Origin of the sequence: Pseudooceanicola marinus (assembly GCF_002786295.1) — a bacterium.
GTDB classification, from domain to species: domain Bacteria; phylum Pseudomonadota; class Alphaproteobacteria; order Rhodobacterales; family Rhodobacteraceae; genus Pseudooceanicola; species Pseudooceanicola marinus.
This window is the reverse complement of sequence record NZ_PGTC01000017.1, coordinates 1-23,626: the sequence shown is the minus strand read 5'-3', so window position 1 is coordinate 23,626 and position 23,626 is coordinate 1. Positions and strand designations below refer to the sequence as shown.

The window sequence follows — 23,626 nt, the reverse complement described above, 5'->3', positions numbered from 1 at the left end:
CCAGCCTTTATCTCTTCGAGGCGCAAGAAATCTCTAACGCTCTCGGTCGGGTGAAGATCTTTTGCAGTGTAGAGCAAGGATAATAGAATGATTACAACCGAAACACATGTACACGGCGTGCAGGACCGTATTGGAATCGCATTCGCGCAAGCGGGTGTTATTAACAAAGGGACGACTTGGGGGAAAGCGCCTGCCGGGTCGTTCTTTAGCTTGCATGAAGCGCAATCTGACGTTCTACGCCAGCTTCTAGAAAAGCGTGACGTGGAAGGTGGCGATGCCGTCATCGCAGTGCGCTTTCAGCATGACTTGGAAACCACGGCGCTTGGTGCGGTAACGATGATTTATGCTCAAGGTACAATCGTCACTCTCTCTAATTCATTGTCGTAGCCTGTCAGAGTTCGCATGGAGATTGCAGGTATTCAATAAGGTCGATGCCGACCTCGAAAATCGTTCACCACATGTCGCCTTCGCATTAATTGCGGCCAGAAGCTAAACGTCAAGCGACCCTTTTTTGCCTCACCAAAAGGATGAACCGTGACTATTTTTCGCATGAGCGGAGCTGTGCTGGACGACGAGTTAGGACTTCTTGAAAAGATTCTGGCTTTGCTGGATGAAGAGTTATTCAACGTGAAATCTTCAATTGAGAAATCTCAAGACCCTGAGAGCGACGGGTTGCTGGATCTGGGGGAGTTCTTGATTGGGAGTGGATTTATTGCGGTGCAGCGCTACCTGAATGCGACAAGGGCGGATATTGGGATGTCTAGGGATGATGCCTACCGAAAGCAGCCGATGTTTAATGAGGGCATCTCAATGGCCCGCGCGATTAATGCAATTGCAAATTACTGGAAGCATTGCTCAGATTGGGATGAGGACGAACGCAATGGGCGGCGTCCAAGTGAGACGAAACCCTCCAAGTGGACAATAGCCGACCTAGAACGCATGGGGGATCTGAGCGACTACCCCTGTTCCAACGCCCTTGCCTCAATGTCTCCAAGGAATGACTTGGCGCTGTCCAACCTTGTGTCGGTGTTGATTGAGTGGCGAGAGGAACTGTGGGCAGCCAGATCAAGCCCCGCCGAATGAAAGCTTCATGCGCCCTTTCGCCTTCGCATGCCGTGACATGCTGCTGGAGGGCGTGAACGACCGGTTTGGTGAAGCTGCACCATAGCGAAGACCTGTTTGCGCAAAGGCGGCAAAGGGCCGGAACCGACGTAGCACCAAAACCTGACCCCATGGGCACGCCGCGAGCCCACGAGCCCTCCGCTGACCGCGGTGCCGCCGTTCGCGTTTGCATGTGCAGCGATGTGCTGCCCTCTCGCGGCCCAATCACAGTCTTTATTCGTGGATGGCGCAGAGAAGGACTGAGGCCCAAGGCGGTCTTGAGAAGGCTTAACGTCGTTCATAATCGTGTTGCCTTGAGGAATTCCTGGAAATGAAAATTTAGGGCAGCGCCAGAGAGCTGGTGCTCCACGACCCGCCCCTCCAACTCAGCGTAAAAGGAGTGGACGAGTTGTGGAGACACACGAATGCGGCTGGTGTCAGGGTCAATACTCAATAGGAAAAGATCAAAAAGAGCGTGCACGTCTCGACGTAGCAGAAGGCTGTTCTCGGGGCGCTCGAACTGCTGCGCGCCCGTATGGGGAATGACGTGGGCGGCCTCCAATGTTTCGATAACCCGCGTCTTGGTAAAAACACACCGTCCACCATGCCGTTCGATAGCTACCTGTCGAAAGGCCGCCTGCCGTGGTCGCGGCTTGATAAGGGCCGATTTGCGTTCCAGCACAGCTCTTGCGATATTGTCTGCTTGCTGAAGCAATGCTTCGGCAATTGGATCTTCATCTGTCGGCTGCTGGAACCCGCCGTACTCGTCGATCAGGGCATCGATCGCCGTCAAATCTTCTTCATCGAGGGCCCAGATGCGTTCGAGACGATACCGCTTCATCTCACGCAAGAGATTCGACGAAGGTTTCGAGGTGAATGCCTCGTCCATAGACACCTCTTTCTTCATCAGTGTCAGACCCGAAAGCTGAAGGCGATACCTCTCGTTTTCTGCAGTTATTGTATCGATCGAAGCGCGTGCCGTTAGGCCAAGACCGTGGCTGTCTTTGCCCTTCTCATTGACCCAAATATAAACGCGATCGCCCACCAATGGCTCTGGCCCGGCTTTGCCGTCGGCATATTTAGAAGCAGCCGAACTTATGCGTTTGCAAAAAAATGTTCCTGACGCCCAGTCATAGACTGAAGCAGGGCGGCTAATCCCGTCAGGGCATCGCGTGTTTCCATTGATCTTGAGTATGAAGGATCTCACTACTTCTTCTCCTCTCTGATCAAGCAGAGCTGGTCGGGGACGGCGGCAAGTCGTTTTTTCCATTTCCACGAATGCTTCGTTCGGGATCGCAGCACAAACATTGACGTTGCTTAGGGTAATTTATGCCATCACCTACCGTGTTGCGCTTCTCATCGATCACTGTTTAGCATGCTACAGGCCATTAGAAGCTACGATTTCAAAATCGTTCTGGCATGCTCGTCTTCGAGAAGTATTAGGTGTTGGCTGCGAAGCCAATGACCGATTGGACAGTGCTGCGCTTCTACGCAGTCAGTTCGCTGAAGGTCGGCTCAGGGCCGGAAGTGTCCAGGTCGCGACTGGAACCAGCCCGTCTAGCCTGTCCGATTCCTGCGCATAGCGGTCATCCAGGCGCTCTTGCTCGAACGGCAGCTCCCTGCGCTTAGCCGCCGTTCGTGCCAGGCGCAGCGAACGGCCGCAGACAGCCCAAACCGGAGATGGCCTCGGTCACTTCGAGCGGGAAATTGTCCTCTTTGGGACGAAGCATGAAAACCCTTCCGAAGGGTGAAGCATGCATACTCTTTGGCTGAAAGCGGTTCCCTAAGTCACCCCAAAATTGAAAGGACCTCTCACATATCGAACACCGGCTTGAGACGGCAATGAACCTGACGAAACAATGAAAACTATCTCGCAATCCAAAAAATGAGAAATGGAGAGCGAAAATCGACCATAGGGATGTCGACCTATTGGCAAGAAAAAGTAACTCCCGAACAAAGTGGGTGGACGGTACGATTGATCAGATCGACAAAATATTGCGGCGCGCGGCTACAGCAACGGCCTCGGACATCGTGAGCGCCGAAAGCTTGCGTCGTAGGTTGCGGCAATGCAGATCGACCGTCGGCATTGAAATATTGAGGTGGTGGCCGATCCGGTCGCGTCGCAGCCCCGCAGCAGCCAACTCCAGGACGGCGCGTTCGCGTGCGGTGAGAGAGGTGATCTGTTCGCTGGCGAAGGCCGCATCGGGATTGTACCAAAACACCACAATGCGCACTCGCTCAGGCTTAAATGGCAGGATATTGATCTGCACGGGCCCGTTCGCAGAGGGAGTCTCGGGAAAGAGGACCGTCGAAGCGGGTGCCACCTGCCGGCTGGCGCTACATAGCGCCGAATCGAACGCTGCAGCAGGGTCAATGTCGAGCCGCTCCGCCTCATCGCGTCGACAATAGCACGGATGGAGCTCAAGAAACCGCCGCGCCATCGTATCACAGGAAAGAATCCGCGCCCCCAGATCGACATCAAGACAGGCCATCGCGTTCTTCTCGCGCAAAAGAGCGATCTGGTCCGAATCTGGCAATGTCGTGGTCAGTGTCATGATGTGATGCCCAAAGCAGCAGGTGAAGAAAATATCCGATATTGATCCGACGTTAATCTGCCGCAGAATGGATCACGCCCCCCTCAAGGGGGGGGCAGAGTACGGAAATCAAGCTGGAAGAGATGGTTCTCTATATTTCACCACACGTTCTGGTAGATCTTAGGGGCATCCCCATTGCCCAGATCGTCGCGTAGGAACAACATGATGCGACACCCCAAGAAGCAAAAACGATCGGAGCCCATGGCGCGCCCCTCTCAATTCATCCAAATCCTCGCGACCGCGCTCAAGAAGGCGCCTGGGGCGCTCCCTTCTGAAGACGCGCTCCTGCTCAGTCCGAAAAATGAGGCCCAGAGCGAGCGCTTTTTCTTTCGGCATTTCGCCCAATGTCGCCTGTCGATCAATCTCTATGACTCTGCTGGCACGCGGCAGATCAACACCTATGCCCCCGAGAGCAAGATGGTCTTTCCCGCGCAGCTTCAGATGACGCGCCAGTCGGTTTCGGGCTGCGCCTTTGTTGTCATCGAAGACAAACTCTTTTTTCTCTATGACCATGTCGAACGCTTTCACGATGTCCCCAATCATATCGCCTTTGTCGCGGTGCATCTCGAAAGCTCCCATCTCGCCGCGCTCTCGGAGGACGCCCCGACAATGGCGCTTACACCTTCGGAATATGTTCTTCTGGCACATCTTTTGAGCGGCAAGGACTTACTCGCGGCGGCCGAGGCGACGGGCGCCTCTTACGACACCAAACGCAAACAGATCCGCACCGTGCTGGACAAGTTCGGAGCCAAAACCCAGACCGCTTTGCTCCGGACCCTCTCACTCGACATCACCGCCGCGGTACTCGACGAGATTTTGCCGCTGCAGGACCGTCGTCCCGAGACCGCCCAGATCAAGCGTCAGTTCGGTCGCGCTGTGATCGTGAACCACATCTCGATTGGGGAGAACGATGAGTTTCCGATCTGGGAATTCGGCGCGCGTCGTGGCCAACCGGTGCTCTATTTTCACAGCATGCTCTCCCCCGTGCTGTTCGAGGATGAATTGATCCGAAGTCTGAAGGCACAAAATCTGCGCCTGCTGCTGGTCCCTCGACATTTCCTGAGCTTCACCCTCGAGGGAGCGCCTGAGGCCCGCATGGGCCGATTTTCCAAGGCGATGGCTGAAATCGTTGATTATATGAGCGACACGCCGGTTCTCTGTCTCGCGGAAAGCGCCGGCGTACCCTGGGCAGCACATTTCCTGCGCCATCATCCGGATTGTGTTTCCAAACTCGTGCTCTGCGGTACTCCGCAGTTGTTCAAAGCCGTAAAAGACAGCTCCTCTCCGACCATCTTTGTTGATATGTCGCACCGGCTCCGTTCGGATCCCCGCGTCCTCGTTGGGCTCACACAGGTCTATAACGCGTTGAGCCGCGTGCCCGCCTTTGCACAAAAGGGGCTTGGCCATTTGTTCCGAAAGTCAGAGGCCGATCTTGCCTGTCTGCATACGCTGTTCGAGCGAGCGCATCTTGCCGATTGGCTGCGCCTGATCGCCAATCACGCGACTCTCGCTTCGATTGACGAGATGATCAGCCTGCAACGTGACTGGCACGCCGACCTTCTGGCTACACGCTGTCCAATGGTCATGCTCCACGGGTGCGAAGACCCGATCAGCCCGATCGAGGATGCCAAAGCCATTGCCAAAGACATGCCTGACGCACGGTTCGAGCCTGTCGAAAACGCAGGACACCTCATCTTCAGCGAGGCCATTCATCGTGTCCTGCCGCACTTGATCTGCGACTAGATCCAGGCGGAGGCGGCCCCTCGAGCTCATCAGCTCTTAGAACTGATACTGCCAGCCGATCCGGCAATCCGTCGTTTCCGACGAATAGAGAGCGATGTTGGACGTCTGCACCCTGTAGCCACAGGACAGTTTCGGCGTGCTGCCCATAATCTTGATCCGGCTGCTCGAGAATGACACCCCGATGCGGTTAATCCTGTCTCGACGTGCAAAATCGACCGAGGGAAAATCCGTATCATACTGGCGCAGCTTGGTGTCGAGATCGAAGCCCGCGCGCACACTATCGGAAAGATCAAAATTATACCCCGCCCGCAGACTCGCCCCCCAGTAGCGATGATATGCAAGCGACGGCTCACTGCGCTCAAGCGTCCCGCCAAGCGTCATAACGCTGGAGGAATTTGTCCGTTTGCTCCAGCCGAGACCAAGCGACCCGTAGCGCCCTGACAGCGTGTCTTTGTCGAAATAGTCACGATATTCGATCAGCCCGCTCGCACTCAGGGTCTCGACACCCGACAGGCGGCGAGACCAGACGCCGTGCACACCGGTCGAGATCCGATCCGGACTGGGTCCTTTCACGTCGGAATAATAGGTTCTGACGACATGCAGCCCCACCCGGAAACTGCCCGTCTGCCCTTCGGATTTCAGGTCCGCCGAAAGACGCCCGCGCCAATAGCGCAGATCAGGATCTGGATACCAGATGCGGTGCAGAGACGACCCAAGCTCGAGGCGTATCTCCTGTGAAATCGGACGTCGATAAATCAACTGAGCCCCCGCCTCGACACCAACGCCAGAGGTCTCTTTGCCTCCGTCCTCAATCGAGAACCGCCCCCAAAGCGTATCGAAATAGGGTTCGGACGACGTGTTTTTTATGTTCGTGCTCGGCAAGAGCGCGAAAGAGGCGGAAAACTGGAAAGGATAGCGTCGCGCAAGCTCGGACAACGCTGCGAGATAGAGATCGGCATTCTCTTTCTGCTTCGGGTCTGCCAAGAGATGCCGCAGGAATGCGTCTGCCCGCCGCCGCTGCCCCGCTTGAGCCCAGGCCTCTGCAATCGCCAGCTGCGCTGATGGCACGGTTGGGAGCAAGCGCCAGGCTTTGGAAAAATACGAGATAGATTTTGCGGGCGCACCCTCGGCCAGGACCGCGCGCCCCTTTTGCATCAATATCTCATAGCTCCCTGAAACGCTCATGGTCACCTCGGCTGAAACGCCCTTCGCGAGGGACAGGAAGATTAACAGGAGGGCTCTGCACAGCGCCTGTCGAAACACATTTCTTTGTCGGGAAGGAGGACGTCTCATGTCACCTGACCTGTGGTGGTCGCGCCGCGATTTCCCGCGGCACGATGATGGTTCCACATCGCACTTGTCAAAACGAGGGACGTAGGGTCAGTCCTCGATCGCAGCAAAACCACCTTCGTAGTAGTCGCCGTCTACCGTCCCCTCAAGATCGCCATAGAGCGCAAGCTCCCCTTCGTAATCGTAGAAAGTGCCATCCATATCCATATCTACGATATGCGCTTCGTCGTCTGTCAGCGTCCCCGAGGCATCGGCGGCCAAGGTCGTACCGGAGATCGTGCCGCTGATCGCAAGCGAGCCGGTCAGCTCGTCTTCAAGCTCTTGCGTGTCGTCGTTGTAGAGACCGAAACCGTCAGCCGTACCGGTCACTGTGCCGCCAGTGAAATCCGCAGTCAGGGACATGTCCCCGATAGCCTCGAGGTCTTCAGCCTCGCCCACATCGCTGATCGCCATCGCGCCCGACAGGGTCGCGGTGCCGCTCATCTGGCTTTCGGAAGCCTCTTCGAGTTCTGCATTCTCTGCTTTCGAGACGAGATCCTCAAGGCTGGCGTATTTCTCAGGAAGGTCGGCCTCGGACATATCACCATCGACAGATGAGCCCCCGCAAGCAGCCAAAGATAGAGAGGCCGCCGACAAGGCCGCCATCGCTAAAAATCGCATCATATTTCTCCTAAATCTCTGCGCGTCGTTTTACTCAGATCCCTCGAGATCCGAAAAAATCATCCAAGATTTAAGAGAGCGGACAACCTATGAGAAACTATAGGTCCATAGACCTTTGTGCAAAACTCAGCATCATATTCCGCAATTTTTTCTTAAGACGCGTATAGTCACAGGACTCAGGATCTGGATCGGCACCCGATTATTCTTAGTGAGAGGTGCCGCAGGGCGCGACCAAAGATCACTTCCTGCGCATAGCGGTCACCCTACCGCCCTTGATCGAACGGTAGCTCTCTGCGCTTAGCGGCAGTTCGCCCAAGATGCAGCGAACGACGGCTGCCCGCCCTTCGTATCGGCTGACCTGCGCCCCTCAAAAGTCCGCGCGTTGAAGTAGCCTGTTCTCCAAACGAGAATACAGGTGATGCGGACGAGCCGTTTCAGCAAAGAGCGGATCAATGGCATCCCGAAGGAACATCAAGCCGGCATAGGCTCCAAAGAACTCTGCCGGCAGAACGGGACAAGAGATGGCACGTTCTGCAAGTGGCGCTAGAAGTATGGCGGCCTGGCTGCGCTTCTAGCGCAGGCCGTCGCGGCGTGTCAGGACAAGCAGAAGATAGGCGCCCCCCAGGCTGCCGGTGACCAGCCCGATCGGCATCACCAGGCCAAAGCTGGCCACTTGGCTGATCAGATCCGCTGCCAGCATCAGAACCGCCCCACACAGCGCCCCGGTTACCATCGGCACGTCCGAGGAACGGGACAGCGCCCGGGCGATCTGCGGCGTGGCCAGGGCGATGAAGGCGATCGGTCCCGCCGCGGCCGTAGCCAGCGACGTCAGGCCGACGGCGGTGACGACCGTCATGATGCGAGTCGCGGCCACAGGCAGGCCCAGCTGGCGCGCCATGTCCTCACCCATTTCCAGCACCGCGAGGCGGCGCGACAGGGCGACCAGCACCGGCGCGAAGAGCATGAGGCCGGTGCCCGCGATCCAGACATGGCCCCAATTGCGGGCGTTCAGCGACCCCGCCAGCCACAGCTGCGCCGACATCACCCGGTCCAGCGCGCCCTTGGCCAGGAGCAGGGTGTTCAGTCCGATCAGCACCGCGCCGACGCCGATCCCGATCAGCACCAGGCGGTAGCCGCCGCCCGCCCCACCCCGGCCCGAAAGGAGCAATACGGCCAGCGCCGTCAGCATCCCCGTTGCCACTGCGGCGGCGGCGGTGTCGAAGGCCCCGGGCGTGCCGAAGACCAACAGGGCGATGGCCCCGGTCGCGGCCCCGGTGGTGAAGCCGATCACATCGGGCGAGCCGAGCGCGTTGCGCGAGATCGATTGGAACGCCGCCCCCGCCATGCCAAGCGCCGCACCGACGCAAGCGGCGGTCAGCAGGCGCGGCAGACGCACATATTGCAGGATGCGGTTGGCAACCGGGTCCTGGCCGCTGCCCGACAGGACCGACAGGACTTGTGCCGGGGATAACTGCATCGTCCCGGTGCCCAGCAAGAGCAGCGCCAGACCGAGCGCCAGCATCAGCGCGCCCAGCCCGACCGCCAGGGCGCGTGGACGCCACAACAAGCTGACGCGACCGACGCGCAGCAGGCGTTGCCCCCCCGGCGTCACAGCTGCACCAGGCGGTAACGCCGCACCACATGCACGAAGAACGGCCCGCCGATCAGCGCCGCCACGGTCCCGGCGGCCACCTCGCCTGGCATGGCAACGACCCGGCCCAGGATGTCGGCGGCCAGCAGCATGATCGCCCCCATCAGGGCCGACAGGGGCAGCACGCTGCGGTTCGCGGGCCCGGCCAGCATCCGCGCCACATGGGGCGAGATCAGCCCGACAAAGGCGATGGGTCCGGCGGTCGCCGTGGCCGCGCCCGCCAACAGCATCACCGCCAGGCAGGCCAGCGCCCAGATCCGGCGCGGGTCCAGCCCCAGGGTACGGCCAAGGTCCTGGCCAAGCGCCAGGGCATCCAGTGCGGGCGCCACGATCACGCTGGCCACCCCCCCTGCTAGCAACGCCAGCGCCATGACACCCGCCGCCGCGTAGCCGCGCCCGTCCAGCGTTCCGGTCTGCCAGTTGCGGAGGATGTCGAGGACCCGCAGGTCCGAGTTGAGCATCAACAGGCTGGTCATCGTGCCCAGCAGGATGGTGAGCCCGGCCCCGGCCAGGATCAGACGGACCGGGTCGGTGCCGCTGTCATGGGCGCGGCCCAGGACGAAGACGGCGACGCCCGCAAGGCCGGCGCCGAGGAAACCGAACCAGACATAGCCCGCAACGGAGGTCAGCCCGAAGGCCATGGTGCCCAGCACCACCGCCAGCGCCGCGCCCGCGTTTACCCCCAGAAGCCCGGGCTCCGCCAACGGGTTGCGCGTCAGCGATTGCATCAGGGCGCCCGCAAGGCCGAGCGCCGCACCGGCACTGACTGCCAGGAGGTCGCGCGGCAGCCGCAGGGCCTGGACGATCACGTGCAGATCGCTGCCCGGGTCAAAGGCCACCAGCGCGCGCCAGACCTCGACGGGCGGGATGGGGCGTGACCCGATGGCGAGGCCCAGCACGAAGAGAAGGGCCAGCACCGCAAGCCCTGTCAGCGCCCCCGTTCTGACCCGTTGCACGCGCCCTGCCCCGGTCATTCGGCGAACTGCGCCGCGACCCTGTCGACCATCGCCCGGCCGGAATAGTAGTCCATCCGGAAGGACGTGGCCCCCAGCGGGTAGACCCGGCCGGCCTTCACCGCCGGAAGATTGGCCAGCACCGGATCGTCCAGCACCGCCTGCACATCCTCCGGCTCTGCCGCCAGAAGGAAGATCGTGTCGCCGCTGATCGCCGCCGAGAGGTTCTCATGCGAGACGAAGTCGAACTCACGCGAGGCCTGCACCAGACCCTGCGCCGCCTGCGGCACGCCGGTCACCTCGAAGCCCATCTCGACCAGGACACGGGCCTGGGCGCCCTCCGGCTTGCTCACGCCGTAGGAGCCGTAGAAGTTGTAGGAGATGATGCTGACGCTGCCCGCGGGGCGGGTGATGGCACGCCCCGCCGCCCGGGCATGCTCAGCGAAGGCCCGGGTGACGGCCCGGGCTTCGGCCTCTTCCCCGGTGGCGTGACCCAGGGTCTTCGCCAGCGCCTCCCAGGGGTGGATACCGTAGTTCAGCACCAGCACCGGAAAGCCCATGGCCTCCAGCTCGGGCACGAACTCGACCGCGCTGTCGCCGCCGGTCTGCGAAACGACGATCAGATCGGGATTGGCCAGGATCACCGCCTCGATGTCGAAGCTGAGGTCGGGGTACAGCACCTCGACCCCGCGGGCGTGGGCCACGTCGGCCCATTGGTGAAAGAACCCGTCATCGTCGGACAACCGGCTGCGGGTGGCCGCAGCGGTGGCGATCAGCGGCGCATCAATGGCCAGCAGTGTGCCGGTCAGGCTGGGGGACGTCGACACGATCCGCTCGGGCGGCGCGGGCAGGGTCAGCGTGCCGTTGGCATGCTCGATCCGGCGCGGCCAGCCCTCCTCGGCCTGGGTCAGCGCGGGCAGCAGGGCAAGGGCAAGGGCGGCGAAGGTCTGTCTCAACATGCGTCTGTCTTTCGGTTCAGATGTCGAGGTCGGCGTCGCTGAGGTTGTCCAGCCCCACGCCACGCGCCTTCAGCGCCTCATAGGTGGCCAGGCGGTGGCGGTCGATCTCGGAACTGCTCATCCCCAGCTTCCAGTAGCCCATGATCTGCTGGCCCTCACGGCCGATGCCATGTTCGGCGCAGACAGCGCGGATTTCGCGCATGTCGCGCCTCTCTCCCGCAGCCCAGACCGTCCAGTTGCCATCGGTGATCGCCGCGCGGGCGGCAGCGGCCAGGGCACCGGTGGTGCCGGCGGGCGCTTGGGCCGCGCGCGGCAGGTGGTGCAGGGTCACGCCCCTGGGCCGGGGCAGTTCGTCAAAGGCCGCGCGGTCGGCGGTCTCGATCCAGGCCTCGGCGGTTTCTCCCTCGGGCCAGGCATCGAGGATAGAAAGCACGGCGGGAATGGCGGTTTCATCGGCCAGAATCGCGATCCTTTTGCCCGCCTCGAAAGCGGGAGAGAAATGCGGGCGCGGCCCAATCATCAGTGCCGTGGTGCCGGGGCGGGCGGCGCGCAGCCACAGCATCGCCGGACTGTCGCCCTCGTGCAGCACAAAATCGATCTCGGCCTCGCAGGTCTCGGGATCGAAGCGGCGGATGGTGTAAATGCGAGAGATCGGACGATGCCCCTCGATCTCCGCCACTTCCAGCCGGACGGCGACATTGGGCACGCTCCAGGCGGCGGGATCCTCGGTGTGAATGCGGACCGTCAAACGAGCTATCGTCGGGAACGGGTGATCGATCTTCAGCACGGTCAGCTGCACCCGGGTCATGTCGCCCATGTGATCCTTGCCCGCCAGCGCATTGGTCCGGTCTTCTACAACTTCATTTCGCAAATCTGGCATGACGGCCTTTCTTCCGGGCGTGAAGGGGCCCGGTTCGCGTGGAGGAGTGGTGATGATGGCTGGCTGCCGCAAAGCGAGGCGCGCACGGCGTCGCTTAACGTGGCTACAACCATATTGCAGAGCGCATTCCGCAATGCAATACGGATCCCGACCGGCAGCAAGGCCGGAACGCCACCGGAGTCGGAGATGACGGATCGCCTGAGTGCCGAAGACCTGACACTGCGCTACGAGTCGCGGGTGATCTCGAAAGGGCTGTCGCTGTCCATTCCCGATGGCGGGTTCAGCGTGATCGTTGGCCCCAATGCCTGCGGAAAGTCGACCCTGCTGCGGGCCCTGTCCCGCCTGCTGCCACCCGAAGCCGGGCAAGTCATCCTCGACGGCAAGGCAATCAGCGAACTGCCCTCGCGCGAGGTCGCGCGGCGTCTGGGCATGTTGCCGCAATCGCCCGTGGCGCCTGACGGCATCACCGTTTCGGACCTGGTGGCGCGCGGGCGCTTCCCGCATCAGAGCTTTCTGCGCCAGTGGTCCCCGGAGGATGAGCGCGCCACCCGCGACGCCCTGGCGCTGACCGGCACGCTGGATCTGGCGGAGCGCCGCATGGCAGAGCTGTCAGGCGGCCAGCGCCAGCGGGTCTGGATCGCCATGGCACTGGCCCAGGAAACGCCCATCCTGTTGCTGGACGAACCCACGACCTTCCTCGACATCGCGCATCAGATCGAGGTGCTGGAGCTCTTGTCGCGGCTCAACCGGCAGGGGCGCACGGTGGTTGCGGTGTTGCACGAACTGAACCTGGCGATCCGCTACGCCAGCCACCTGATAGCCATGCGTGACGGTGCCGTGGTGGCCCGGGGCGCGCCCGAAGAGATCGTCACCGAGGCACTGATCGAAGAGGTCTTCGCCCTGCCCGCCCGCGTCATGGCCGACCCCGAAACCGGTCGCCCCATGATCATTCCGCGCCGCCCGCCCGCGGGCTGAGCCCGCCCCGTTCAGCCCAGCCAGGCCCGCTTACCCTAGCCAGGTTTGACCACCCGTAGCGCGATTGACCAGCCGAGCCACGTCTTGCAGCACCAGCCGGTCATCGGCGGCGCGCAGGCGGCCAAGGTCAGTCGTCGTGGTCACGACGCAGGCCAGCTGCCCCTGGGCATCCAGGATCGGCGCGGCCTGCCCGGTCACATGCGACAGAAGATGGTTGGTCAACTCGGCCCAACCCGCGCTGCGGATGCGGGCGATCTCGGCTTTAGAGGGGGCCTGGCCACGGAAATGATCTGGCTGCTGCCGCCGTGCGGCCTCGACCCGGGCCGCCGTCAGGTAGCCCTGAAACACAAGACCGCAGGCCGTGTTGTCCACCGGCAGGACATCCCCGAGGCCAAGCGGCGTGATCGAGAACTCGGCGCTGCGATACCAGCGCACCAGCGTCGGGCCGCGCTCGGTCCAGATTGCCACGCCACCGCTCATAGGATGGGTTTCGGCCAGGATCTTCATCTGGGCCCCGGCCAGCTCGACCTCTTCGACCCGCCGCAGCGCCGCGATGCCAAGGCTCAGCGCCTCCGCGCCCAGCTCGTAGCGGCTGCTGGCCGGGTCCTGTCGCACCAGGCCCTCCTTCACCAGCGACTGCATGTAGCGATGCGCCGTCGACCGGCCCGTCTCGGCGCCACGCGCCAGTTCGTTCAGCGGCATCGCGGTATTGGAGCTGGCAAGCAGACGCAGGAATCGCGCGGCCATGCTGATCGACTGGATCGTGCTGGACCGTCGCGGCTCGGTCGCGTCCTCGTCGGATTGATCGGCGAAGGCCTCTTGCATGGCTGGTCCCCTCCCGGCTGGCTGTCAGGTTGTGACCTTAATCAGACAGCCGGCCTCGGGTAAAGGCTTTCCACCGCTAGGCGGTTTGACATACGGGATGCGTCATGCAATGCGAACCGCATTATCGCGCCAGCCGGACCCCTCCACGCCAGCCGTTTTCCATGCAAGGACCCGGGGGTCACAATGAACAACACCAATCGCGCCCGGCTCGCGCGCCATGCGAGCTTTCTGTCCCTGACCATCGCCCTGGCAGCCGGCGGCGCCCAGGCCCAGACCGGGCCGACGATCACGCTGGCGCCGATCACCGTCACCGGTGAAAAGGTCGATCGCGACATGATGGACACCGCCTCCTCCGTCGCTGTGCTGTCAGGGGAAGAGATCGAGGCGAAGACGGGCAAGTCCGACGTGGCCTCCGCCATCGCGGGAACGCCCAACGTGATCTACACCGACAGCGTCAGCACGCCGATCATCCGCGGCCAGAACTCGGAAGGGCCGCACACCGGGGCGAACGCCTTCTTCGGCGGCACGGTGCCGCGCGCCACGGTCAACCTTGACGGTCACTACCTCGACTACAATGAGCTCTACTTCGGCGCGACCTCAGCCTGGGACGTGGACAGCGTCGAGGTATTCCGCGGCCCGCAAACCACCTCTCAGGGGGCCAATGCCATCGGCGGGGCAATAATCGTCAACACCAACGATCCGACCTTCGAACAGGAGGGCGCCTACCGCCTTGAGTTCGGCAACTACGATCATCGTCGCGCCTCGCTGATGTGGAACACGCCCCTCGGAAGTGATTTCGCCGCCCGCGTCACGCTGGATTACAGCGCCCGGGACACCTTCATCGACTATGTCGAGCCGAACTTCATCCAGAACGAGATCGGCGAGGATTTCGAGACCCTGAACGGCCGGGCGAAGCTGTTGTGGCAACCCTCGGAACTGCCGGGGCTGGAAATGCTGCTGACCTACAGCAACACCGACACCACCCGCCCCAGTGCCGAGGGCGCCTCGCCGCCCTATAACGACCTCGACACGATCACCACCATGATGCCCGGTTGGCACCAGCTGACCGATACGCTGGTCTGGGACACCACTTATGACTTCGCCAACGGCATCACCCTGACGAACCAGATGCAGGGCTCGACACAGACCATCCACCGCCGCACCGGCGCGGCGGGTCGGGGCGACGCCGACATCAGCCGCGACAGCTGGAGCAATGAGACCAAGCTTACCTTCGGCCAGACCGGCGACCTGGTCAGCGGCGTCGCGGGCCTCTACTACGCCCACGTCACCCAGGATGACTGGCTGGACCAGGGCGGCGTGTCGACCTTCGAAGACGACAAGAAGAACCTTGGCGTCTATGGCGAGGTCAGCTGGCGCCTGGCCGACCGCTGGACCCTGACCGGCGGGCTGCGTTACCAGCGCGACGAGGTCAGCCGCAGCGGTGAGGTCTCGCCGCTGTTCGCCAACAGCGATCTGGATTACTCCGAAACCTTCGAAGAGCTGCTGCCCAAGCTGACCCTGGCCTATGAGGTCAACCCCGAGCTGACCATCGGCGGCCTGATCTCCAAGGGCTACAACCCAGGCGGCGTCTCGCTCGATTTCACCGGGTCGAACGACTGGACGGAATACGATGCCGAAACCGTCTGGAACTATGAACTCTTCGCCCGCGCCAGCCTGATGGATGACCGGCTCCAGCTGAACGGCAACCTGTTCTACATGGATTACCGCGATGCGCAGAATTCGATCACCCAGGTCGTCGGCGGCGTCGCGAATATCCACACCATCAACGCCGACGAGGCGGAGGCCTACGGCCTGGAGATCTCGGCCACCTACCAGCCGAATGAAGATCTGCGGCTGAACGCCGGGCTGGGCCTGCTGCACACCGAGGTGACGAAGTTCGTCGCCGCCCCGGATTACACTGGCAACGCCTTTGCCCGCGCGCCGGGCGGCATGGTCAGCCTGGGGGTCGACTGGCAGGCGACCGAGGCCCTGACGATCGGTGGCCAGGCCCGCTACGTCGGAGGCTACGAGTCCGACATTGGCAATACCGATAGCTACGAGATCGACAGCTATAGCCTGGTCGACCTCAACGCCAGCTATGCGCTGTCGGGCGGGCTGGAACTCTACGGCTACGTCAACAACCTGTTCGACGAACGCGCGCCCGTGCTGAAACAGGCCGCCCGGGGCAGCGCCGCGCCCTTCACCCAGGCCAGCATGACCGCCCCGCGGATGATCGGCCTGGGCCTGCGCGGTCAGTTCTGAGCGACGCCCAGACGACCAGAAAACCGGGCCGGCCTGTCAAGGGCCGGCCCTTCGCGATCAGCAAGGATCCCCTCGATGAAACTGCGTGACACCCTGTGCATTGGCATGTCCCTGGCCCCGACCTGGCTGCGCGATGAAGGCTGGCGGCGGCCCGACAGCGGGATCGAGGGGTTGTTCTCGGCCGAGTTCGCCCTCGACATCGCGCGCCGGGCCGAGGCCGCGCATCTCGATTTCGCCTTCCGACCCGATACCCACAGCCTGCCGGTGCCGGTGATGGAAACCTCCTTCGGCTTCGCCAGCCTGGATTCGGTGCTGATGATGGCGGCGCTGGTGGAGGGCACCTCGCGGATCGGGCTGGTTCCGACGATCTCGACCACCTTCGGCCACCCCTACCTGACCGCGCGGCAGCTGATGTCGCTGCACTGGATGAGCCAGGGACGCGCCGGGTGCAACATCGTCACCGCCTTGCAGGGGCAGCAGAACTTCGGCCTGACCGAGATGCCCAGCTCGGCGGAGCGCTATGCCCGGGCCGGCGAGTTTGTCGCGGCGATGCAGGCCCTGTGGCAAAGTTTTCCGGCCGAGGCCCTGCGCATCGACCGCGCGACGGGACAGTTCGCAGATACCGCCCTGATCCGCCCCGCCGACCACCACGGCGCGGCCTTCGACATCGAAGGTCCGCTGAACATTCCCGCCTTTCCCGGCCCCCACATCCCGATGATGCAGGCCGGGGCCTCGGCGGGCGGGGTCGCCCTGGCCGGGCAGATGGCGGACATGGTCTTTGCCCAGACCCTGACCCTGCAAGACGCCCTCGCCGCCCGTCAGGCCCTGTCGCGGGCGGCCAAAACCGCCGGGCGGGCGTCCCGGGACGTGCGCCTGCTCCCAGGGCTCAGCCTTTACCTGGCCGACAGCCGCGCCGAGGCGCGCGATCTCTTCGAGGCCAATCACGCCCGGGTCGACCGCCCCGCCCGGCTGGCCCGGCTGCGCGAGGCGACGGGCCTTGACCTGGCCGCCTGGCCCGAGGATCGCCCCGTGCGCTCCGCCGATCTGCCCGCTGTGCCGCCGCCCTCGCGCTTCCCCTCCTACGGGGCGCTGCTGCGTGCGCTGATCGCGCAGGAGGATCTGACGGTGAACGGCCTTCTGGCGCGGCCCGAGCTGCTGGCTTCGGTCCACTGGCAGATCATCGGCACGGTCGAGGACGCGGCCCGGACCATCTCCCACTGGTTCGAGGCCGGGGCGATCGACGGCTTTGTCGCGGTGCCCGGCGGCGCCCCCCGCTCGATGCATCTGACGCTAGAGCAGCTGGTGCCGCGCCTGGCCGAGGCGGGCCTGTTCCGAAAGCGCTATACGACCAGCACCCTGGCCGAGCATCTCGCAGAGGGTTAAGACAAGCAATGGGCCACGAACACTTGGGGGCTGTCCTGACGGGCGCGCCGCAGAGCGCAAGCTGGAATTCCAAAGGGTCAGGACGGCAAAGACCAAGGGAACACGCAAGATTGAGCATGGGTCATAGATCGACCCGGTGGCATCACAAGACCCTGCCAGCTCAACTACGCCGCTCCACCACCGAGCCCCAACAAACATCATCGCAATCGGAAAATCGCGCTCAGACACCGCCTTTCGTTTCGCTTTGACCCGCTTTCCCAAGTGGGCTTTTTTCTCCAATTAGCCGCGCACGAAAACAGCGGTCCCCTCACCGGTCAGGAGCATTGCGCCCAGATTTTCAGGGTACCCCCGGGGGGTGAGGTGCGCGGGAGCGGACGCTCAAGTACCGCGCAGCGAAAGTTCACTCTTAGCCTTTCCACTGCATTCGTGATCCACGCGACATGACGCTAGACACTGGCACGAATGGTGGAGAGTGGAGGTTCGCTGCAAACCTAGACTAACGGCAGCTTTGCGCAGGAAGCGGACATGCACTCGGGCGAGCCATTGTCCAGACGGCCTGGGGCTTTCGGCCCCTTACCGCCATTCGCGAGTTGGCCCGACGCTGCGGTGCAGCCCGGAATAGTGGACTTTCAGGTAACTCGCAGCTCAAGCTGGAGCCGACACATGGGTCACCAGTCCGGTCGTTTGGGGAGAAACTTGAAAAGTGATCTTTTTGAGCCCATATAAATACCACAAGTTTTTTCGGCGGAAACGCCGTGTGGAAAACGTCATACATTTAAGTCGATAATTGCTGTTTTGCTTCTGGCGACCGGCATCCTCTACGCACTTGGAAATTTCGGCATTGGGCCGATGTCAATGATAGGAGGACTTGCCACGGGAAAAGAAATCAATTCGCTGATTGGAAACTTTAGCATCGGATACTGCGCAAGCTACATTTGCAACTTGACGTTTTCGCCGAAAGGACTTGGTAGGTAGCATTTCCTCCGGCAGCCTCGGCACCAAGGTTGATAGGGGCTAGCGAGCGATAGATTTACGCATCATATAGTCTGCGGTGTTAGCCGAAACAAAGAGGGTAACATGATCAAGGCATCGTTAGTCTCTGACCTCGTAAGCCGCCTGCTTTCGGTCAAGACTCAAGCTTCCATGGTGTCGCTGCTCCGAAATGAGGAGAGACATCCAGTGACAAAGGCGCTTTCGGCAGACGTTAAGGCGCATGTATCTGTTCTTAATAAGCACTTAGCTGAAAATCGGCCGAGTGAGGCGATAGCGACCGCTATGGCGATGATCTTCCTCGATCCTGATCACGCGATTTCCTGTATGCGGCGCAATGGCGTGCTCCGTGCGTCACGATACGAATACAGAGGTTCCCTGATCGGCAGGATCGCGAAGGCGGTACTAGGCGTCCGTGACGTTTTCGCCATGTCGCCGGATCGTATCGTTTATCTTGAATCGGTTGAGGCGCTGTCACGCATTGCGGGAAACGCCCTGACGCTGAAAAATGAGATCGAGGCGACAGTACGGGCGCGTAGATCAGTGGTGCTGAAAACCGTCTTCGTCAAAGTTAACAGCCTTTTTTATCAAGGGTGGTTTAACGACCATGAAGCCAGTTCGCTGGATGGTCGTCGCTATTCGTCCGAGGAGTACGCCGAGGCTGCCTCATTCGTATTACATATCTACGCGTCGATGTTCCCGGTCGATGGTATGTCCTTCGCACATGTGGATACCGATGCCGCGGGGAAGAATGCGCTCGTCTACGAACGACTGTTGGTCGCCGCAATTCGGCTTGCGAAATTCAGGGAGGCGGAGCAACTCATCGATGGGTTGCCATACCGTGCGGACCGCGAAGGGGGGGAGGTCACGATCTCCTCAATGGATCCGGATGTCGAGCGTGCGGTGCGCCTTGGCTTCATACAGCAGCGGACGCAAGCTTTAATTCGGCAGTTCCACCTGCAGGAAGCAGATAAGCCAATCTCCATCCGAACGCTGATAGACACGGGGTTTGACCGTGGCAGCTTCGACAATCTTCTTGAGATTAAAGATCATCCCATAAGACGCTTGGTTCTGCTGATGCCTGCGATCCCGGTAGTATTCAATGCCTGGTTCGCAAACGATGAGCTGTTTCGCGATGAGATCCAGATGCTCATGGAACTGGACGTCGACTACTTCGGAACGTTCGATGACCTTGTCTTCCCTATCACAGACCGAATCTCATCGCTGGACGTCCTCAAGGTGCAGCGCTACTTCAATTTCATAAGTTGCGCGTACCAGCGTCGACTGGCAGACATCCAAGACCCAGTCGAGCGCGAAGAGTTGACTTTGACTTCGACACTCTTGGCTATTTCGCACGATGCGATGGTTGAGCATATGCAGCTAATCCTCGGCAACGAGGACAAGGCGCGTGAAGTTATCGAGCTTTTGAAGATGGTTCCTGGAGATGGGCATCTCGATCTCCAATACCGTCCATTTGTAGACGCCGGTGGCTACTACGTGATCGCCCCGCATGTGGTGGCGGTCTCCAACCTCGTCCGCAACACCATCGTCGCCAACGGCCTCCGGTCAGCAGCGATCGGTTCGAAGGACCTCATGGTCCACTCTGTCACCGAAGCGCTCCGCTCCGCAGGGTTCGAGGTCGAAAGCGACTTAACGGTGAAAGTCGCCGGGCAGAGTCCCGAGCTGGATATCGTCGCAAGACGCGATGACGCGCTCATCCTTCTCGAATGCAAGAATGCTTATCACCCTGTGTCTGTCCATGAGACGCGTAACAGTTGGGAACATATCCGCAAGGCCCGGAAGCAACTCGACATACGGCGGGACATTTTTGCGGACCCCGCAAACCAGTCAAAGCTATTCAAAAGACTCGGCTGGAAGGCCAATTCAGAATGCGTGGTTCACACAGGCATCGTCATAGCAAATCGGGTGTTCCACGGAGCCAGTCTCAACGGGCACCCGATCCGGCAAGCACACGAACTGATCAATGTGCTGACAAGCGGACGCATCGTCGCGAGAAAAGGGCCGGAAGAAGAAAGTCTGTCATTCTGGCTCGGGTCCGATTTCCAGACTGCCGATCTCACCGACTATCTTGGTAACAAGTCCATCGCCTCCGACCAGTTGGCGGCGCTCGACACCCGATCGTGGCGCTACTCAATCGGATCCCGCGATCTCATTTTCTCGTCATACATTCTTGACATGTTCAAGTTAGACAAGGAATTGCGGGAACGGCATGGACCGCCAGTAAGAGAAGCTCGTCGGTAAAGCTAAAGATAGGCAACTTTTGGGAAGCTCTGCGGACTGACTCTCTGTCACGCTATTCCGGCGTCACTTTCGTCTTCATCCCAGCCAACTTCCGCTTCACGTCTTTCGCGTCGAATATTACTGCTCACGTCTCGAAAGCCTGGCCGAATGTCCGCTTCCGCGGTTAATTCCGGTTGCGTTCGCGCCCGCAGCGAACTTCCGCTTCCCGCCCTTCGTGTCGGCGCCTGGCGTCATGCTGCGGCCTGCATGAATGTCGTGGAAGGGCTGGAACCGGTCATCCGCCGCGCCCAGCACGAACGGCAGCAAAGGGACGAAAGCGTCGAGGTCGCTTGGCGTCGTGGTTGGTCACCGCGTTGCCGTGCGCCTCGTAAGTACCCCGAGCGGATCAGCCTTCGTCAGCGTTCCTTGCCGCGTAGTCGCGCCGCGCGCATTCCACTTTATCAAAGTTCGCTTCTGCCCAAAGCCAGACGCCGCAGAAAGCCTTACTCAGACCAAGGCCAAGGTCAGTCAGCCGATATTCCACCTTCGGAGGCACGACCGGATAGACTGTTCGGGTCACGAAGCCGTCGCGCTCCATTGCGCGCAGCGTCTGCGTCAGCATCTTCTGGCTGATCCCCGTGCAGGCCCGGGAAAGCTCGCCGAAACGGCAGCACTCCCGCTCCGTGAGGATTTCGATCAACAGCATCGTCCATTTGTCGGCGACCCTGCCGATGACCTCTTCGACGAGACGGTCCACGGCGGGGTCGGTTGGGCCAGTATCCTGCAGCTCCTGCCGCAACGAACGGTCTGTCATCGGCTTCATACTCTCTTTTGGGTAAGTATAAATCTTTTGGGTGCCTACTTTCCAGCTGGCAGCGTGACAGACATGTAAGGGCCAGTTTTTCAGAAGGACAAGACGAAATGGCTCTGACACATCGCACGATCCTGATCACCGGTGGCAATTCCGGTATTGGTCAGGCCCTTGCCCGGGATCTTCAAGCCAAGGGCAATCGCATCATCATCACCGGTCGCAAACCGGACAGCCTGCAGGCTGTGCTGGACGAGAACCCAGGCATGGTCGGCTACGTCCTTGACGTGACGGATCGCGACGCGCTTGCCGCCTTCCCGCCAATGGTCGTGGCCGAACATCCCGAGCTCGACACGGTCATTCTCAACGCCGGCATCATGGAGAGCGAGGACTACACGGCAGACCCCGTCGATCTTGACGTGGCCGAACGCACGATCGCGACAAACCTGACCGCGCCAGTTCACCTGGCCGCAGCATTTCTGCCGCATTTACAGACCCGACCCACAGCGGCGCTGCTCACGGTATCTTCGGGACTGGCCTTCGTTCCGAAGGCTGCCAACCCGGTCTACTCCGCCACGAAAGCCGCCATCCATTCCTGGACCCAGTCGCTCAGGCATCAGCTGCGCAATACCTCAGTGGCCGTGCACGAGATCGCCCCGCCGCTTGTTGCAACCGAACTGACCCCCGGCCAGTCGCAACAGACCGCGGCCATGCCTCTGGAAGACTTCACGGCCGAAGTCATGGACATCCTGTCGCGTGAAGATATCCCAGACGAGATCCTCGTAAGCCGCGTCGCCTTCCAGCGAAAGGCCGAGGCCGAAGGTCGCCATGCAGCCGCATTCGAGGCGATCAACGGTTGATAATCTTGGCTTGAGCGCAGATGCACTGCGCTTCGCGTGGGGCGACCTCCGAAAGAACTCTGTAACGGGCCGGAGACCCTGTTGGCTTCACGAGGCCTTGGACGCCTGCATCAACCTGGAAGCCTCTTCGGCCTGACCTGCGAAGAGAGAGGGCCGAGGCTTCCACCCCGGCCCTTTCTCGGCTCCAATTGGTGTCAGGCTCGCCTCAAGCCGCCCGCCTGGCCCTCTCCCCCTCCCAGGGCTTCATCGGCGGCAGCGCCTCGGTGATCTGGTGCGCGGTCAGCCCGCCGTAGATCCGGAAGGTGTCGCGGAGCTCTTTCAGCGCCGCCCACCACAGCAGATAGTCCCGCCGCGCCCGCGCCTGGTCCCGCGGGTGGTTCTCGATGGTGATCGGGCAGCAGCGCAGATCCACCTCGCGGACCCTGCCGCGGCTGGTGTAGCGCGCCTTGCCGCAGGTCTCGGTGACGGCGAAGCGCCCATGCTTCGTCTGCTTCCAGTCGATGGGCTGGACCTGCGGCGCGAGGTCCGAGCCCCAGCCCAAGGTTTCGCCGGCCCGGCAGAGATCCGCGATCACCAGCGCCATGCGGCGGCCACCAACGCCCTCGGGCAGCTGCGCCAAGGCATCGGCCACCGCGTCTGCGTCAGGGTGCGGCTCAGACGTTCCCCCGCCCTGAACCCGGCAGCCAAGCTCCGCCTGCCGCATCAGGATGTGTTCCATGCCGTAGCCCTTGAGCGCCCCCTGCGGCCGCTCAGTGGCGCCCTGGTCGAAGTCGATGCGGATCTTCTCCTTCTGGAAGGCCCAGTCGAGCAGCTGCAGGATCGTCACTTCGCGTGGGGAGGCGCTGCTCAGGCCCCGGGGGCGGTGTCGGAGGGCCATGGTCATGCTGCCTCTCCCTGCGCCTGGCCGCGCCGCACCAGCTCGCGCGCGGCGTCCTGGTGCGTCTCATAGGCGTGGAGCCATTCCCGATCCGTGGCATCCACCGGCAGACGCAGGCCAAGGCGCTCGCGCAGGCGGGCGACCTTCGACTGCGCGGCCCCTGCCCTGTCCGCGATGATCCGGCGTTCCTGCGGGTTCAGCGGCGGGCGGTGTTTCGCCAGCCACCAGCGGTATTCCTCGACCAGCCGCCCCTCGGCCAGTGCGGCGCGCCCGGCCGCGCTGCCGAACCAGGAGGCGAGGCCAGGCATTTCTTCGAGAGGCCGCGGCTGCGCCAGCTGCGCCAGAGCCACGAAGGCCGCATGGCTGGGCCAGAAGTCCCGGGCCCTCCCCTCGCCCTTCGAGCGCATCGCCTCGAACAGCCGCCGCAGGTTGGCGTCGCTCATGTAGCCCAGCTCGTCCGCCAGCCGGTCGAGGCGCTTGCGGCCCTCCTCCGGCTCCACCGCCTTCGGGAAGCGGAACCCGATCCCCTCCAGCGGCCCCAGCAACAGCCGGCGCACCCGGTCCCGCTTCGTCT

At 61.8% G+C, this 23,626-nt stretch carries 21 protein-coding genes; 9 read left to right on the top strand and 12 right to left on the bottom strand.

The window, feature by feature from the left end; translation table 11 throughout:
• Positions 1–87 precede the first annotated feature (87 nt).
• Both CVM50_RS21355 and CVM50_RS12135 read left to right on the top strand, forming a co-directional pair.
• Positions 88–387: a hypothetical protein gene (locus CVM50_RS21355; protein WP_143515568.1), complete on the top strand. Its 300-nt coding sequence runs from the start codon at positions 88–90 to the stop codon at positions 385–387.
• A 147-nt stretch (positions 388–534) separates the two neighbouring features.
• On the top strand, positions 535–1,083 hold the full coding sequence (locus CVM50_RS12135; RefSeq protein WP_143515567.1) for a hypothetical protein: 549 nt from the start codon (positions 535–537) through the stop codon (positions 1,081–1,083).
• Between the two features lie 316 nt (positions 1,084–1,399).
• Here CVM50_RS12135 and CVM50_RS12130 read toward each other — a convergent pair whose 3' ends face one another.
• Both CVM50_RS12130 and CVM50_RS12125 read right to left on the bottom strand, forming a co-directional pair.
• Complete coding sequence (locus tag CVM50_RS12130) at positions 1,400–2,371, bottom strand: HNH endonuclease (RefSeq protein WP_085886683.1); 972 nt, start codon at positions 2,369–2,371, stop codon at positions 1,400–1,402.
• Between the two features lie 709 nt (positions 2,372–3,080).
• Positions 3,081–3,656 (bottom strand): helix-turn-helix transcriptional regulator, encoded by a 576-nt coding sequence (locus tag CVM50_RS12125; protein ID WP_085886682.1) that lies wholly within the window; start codon positions 3,654–3,656, stop codon positions 3,081–3,083.
• Positions 3,657–3,860: 204 nt separating this feature from the next.
• On the opposite strand from CVM50_RS12125, the gene CVM50_RS12120 reads away from it, so the two are divergent.
• Positions 3,861–5,438, top strand: a complete 1,578-nt coding sequence (locus CVM50_RS12120; protein WP_157792179.1) for an alpha/beta hydrolase — start codon at positions 3,861–3,863, stop codon at positions 5,436–5,438.
• Between the two features lie 36 nt (positions 5,439–5,474).
• On the opposite strand, the gene CVM50_RS12115 is transcribed toward CVM50_RS12120, so the two are convergent.
• Positions 5,475–6,623, bottom strand: a complete 1,149-nt coding sequence (locus tag CVM50_RS12115) for a porin family protein (protein ID WP_157792178.1) — start codon at positions 6,621–6,623, stop codon at positions 5,475–5,477.
• 195 nt (positions 6,624–6,818) lie between these two features.
• Entirely contained in the window at positions 6,819–7,388 is a 570-nt protein-coding gene (locus tag CVM50_RS12110) for a hypothetical protein (RefSeq protein WP_143515565.1), read from the bottom strand.
• Between the two features lie 418 nt (positions 7,389–7,806).
• On the opposite strand from CVM50_RS12110, the gene CVM50_RS21960 reads away from it, so the two are divergent.
• A complete protein-coding gene (locus CVM50_RS21960) occupies positions 7,807–7,935 on the top strand; it encodes a transposase (RefSeq protein ID WP_408634060.1) in 129 nt (42 codons plus the stop codon).
• 24 nt (positions 7,936–7,959) lie between these two features.
• Here the strand turns inward: CVM50_RS21960 and CVM50_RS12105 are convergent, their stop codons facing one another.
• Genes CVM50_RS12105 through CVM50_RS12090 form a run of 4 tightly spaced genes read right to left on the bottom strand, consistent with a single transcriptional unit; the run spans position 7,960 to position 11,831 of the window.
• On the bottom strand, positions 7,960–8,955 hold the full coding sequence (locus CVM50_RS12105; protein ID WP_232618232.1) for a FecCD family ABC transporter permease: 996 nt from the start codon (positions 8,953–8,955) through the stop codon (positions 7,960–7,962).
• 41 nt (positions 8,956–8,996) lie between these two features.
• Positions 8,997–9,995, bottom strand: coding sequence for a FecCD family ABC transporter permease (locus CVM50_RS12100; protein ID WP_232618231.1), 999 nt, complete (start codon positions 9,993–9,995; stop codon positions 8,997–8,999).
• 14 nt (positions 9,996–10,009) lie between these two features.
• Positions 10,010–10,951, bottom strand: coding sequence for a Fe2+-enterobactin ABC transporter substrate-binding protein (gene fepB, locus CVM50_RS12095; protein ID WP_085886676.1), 942 nt, complete (start codon positions 10,949–10,951; stop codon positions 10,010–10,012).
• 16 nt (positions 10,952–10,967) lie between these two features.
• Positions 10,968–11,831, bottom strand: coding sequence for a siderophore-interacting protein (locus tag CVM50_RS12090; protein WP_085886675.1), 864 nt, complete (start codon positions 11,829–11,831; stop codon positions 10,968–10,970).
• A 186-nt stretch (positions 11,832–12,017) separates the two neighbouring features.
• Here CVM50_RS12090 and CVM50_RS12085 point away from each other — a divergent pair, with 186 nt between their 5' ends.
• The gene (locus tag CVM50_RS12085) at positions 12,018–12,806 is read left to right on the top strand and encodes an ABC transporter ATP-binding protein (protein WP_085886674.1); all 789 of its coding nucleotides are present in this window, start codon (positions 12,018–12,020) and stop codon (positions 12,804–12,806) included.
• A 30-nt stretch (positions 12,807–12,836) separates the two neighbouring features.
• Here the strand turns inward: CVM50_RS12085 and CVM50_RS12080 are convergent, their stop codons facing one another.
• Complete coding sequence (locus CVM50_RS12080) at positions 12,837–13,631, bottom strand: IclR family transcriptional regulator (protein ID WP_085886673.1); 795 nt, start codon at positions 13,629–13,631, stop codon at positions 12,837–12,839.
• A gap of 183 nt (positions 13,632–13,814) precedes the next feature.
• Between CVM50_RS12080 and CVM50_RS12075 the strand changes: the two genes are divergently transcribed.
• The 3 genes from CVM50_RS12075 (at position 13,815) to CVM50_RS12065 (ending at position 20,528) form a co-directional block, all read left to right on the top strand.
• Positions 13,815–15,893 carry a TonB-dependent receptor gene (locus CVM50_RS12075; protein WP_085886672.1) on the top strand — a complete coding sequence of 693 codons (2,079 nt, stop codon included), beginning with the start codon at positions 13,815–13,817 and terminating at the stop codon, positions 15,891–15,893.
• A 75-nt stretch (positions 15,894–15,968) separates the two neighbouring features.
• Positions 15,969–17,276, top strand: a complete 1,308-nt coding sequence (locus tag CVM50_RS12070) for an NtaA/DmoA family FMN-dependent monooxygenase (protein WP_085886671.1) — start codon at positions 15,969–15,971, stop codon at positions 17,274–17,276.
• A 1,077-nt stretch (positions 17,277–18,353) separates the two neighbouring features.
• Positions 18,354–20,528, top strand: coding sequence for a hypothetical protein (locus tag CVM50_RS12065; protein WP_085886670.1), 2,175 nt, complete (start codon positions 18,354–18,356; stop codon positions 20,526–20,528).
• A gap of 385 nt (positions 20,529–20,913) precedes the next feature.
• Here the strand turns inward: CVM50_RS12065 and CVM50_RS12060 are convergent, their stop codons facing one another.
• Positions 20,914–21,330: a winged helix-turn-helix transcriptional regulator gene (locus CVM50_RS12060; RefSeq protein WP_232618230.1), complete on the bottom strand. Its 417-nt coding sequence runs from the start codon at positions 21,328–21,330 to the stop codon at positions 20,914–20,916.
• A 98-nt stretch (positions 21,331–21,428) separates the two neighbouring features.
• On the opposite strand from CVM50_RS12060, the gene CVM50_RS12055 reads away from it, so the two are divergent.
• Entirely contained in the window at positions 21,429–22,175 is a 747-nt protein-coding gene (locus CVM50_RS12055; RefSeq protein WP_085886669.1) for an SDR family oxidoreductase, read from the top strand.
• Between the two features lie 205 nt (positions 22,176–22,380).
• On the opposite strand, the gene CVM50_RS12050 is transcribed toward CVM50_RS12055, so the two are convergent.
• Both CVM50_RS12050 and CVM50_RS12045 read right to left on the bottom strand, forming a co-directional pair.
• Positions 22,381–23,058 carry a hypothetical protein gene (locus tag CVM50_RS12050; RefSeq protein ID WP_085886668.1) on the bottom strand — a complete coding sequence of 226 codons (678 nt, stop codon included), beginning with the start codon at positions 23,056–23,058 and terminating at the stop codon, positions 22,381–22,383.
• A partial coding sequence (locus tag CVM50_RS12045; RefSeq protein WP_100148498.1) for a hypothetical protein occupies positions 23,055–23,626 on the bottom strand: 572 nt, incomplete at its 5' end. The genes CVM50_RS12050 and CVM50_RS12045, both read right to left, overlap by 4 nt.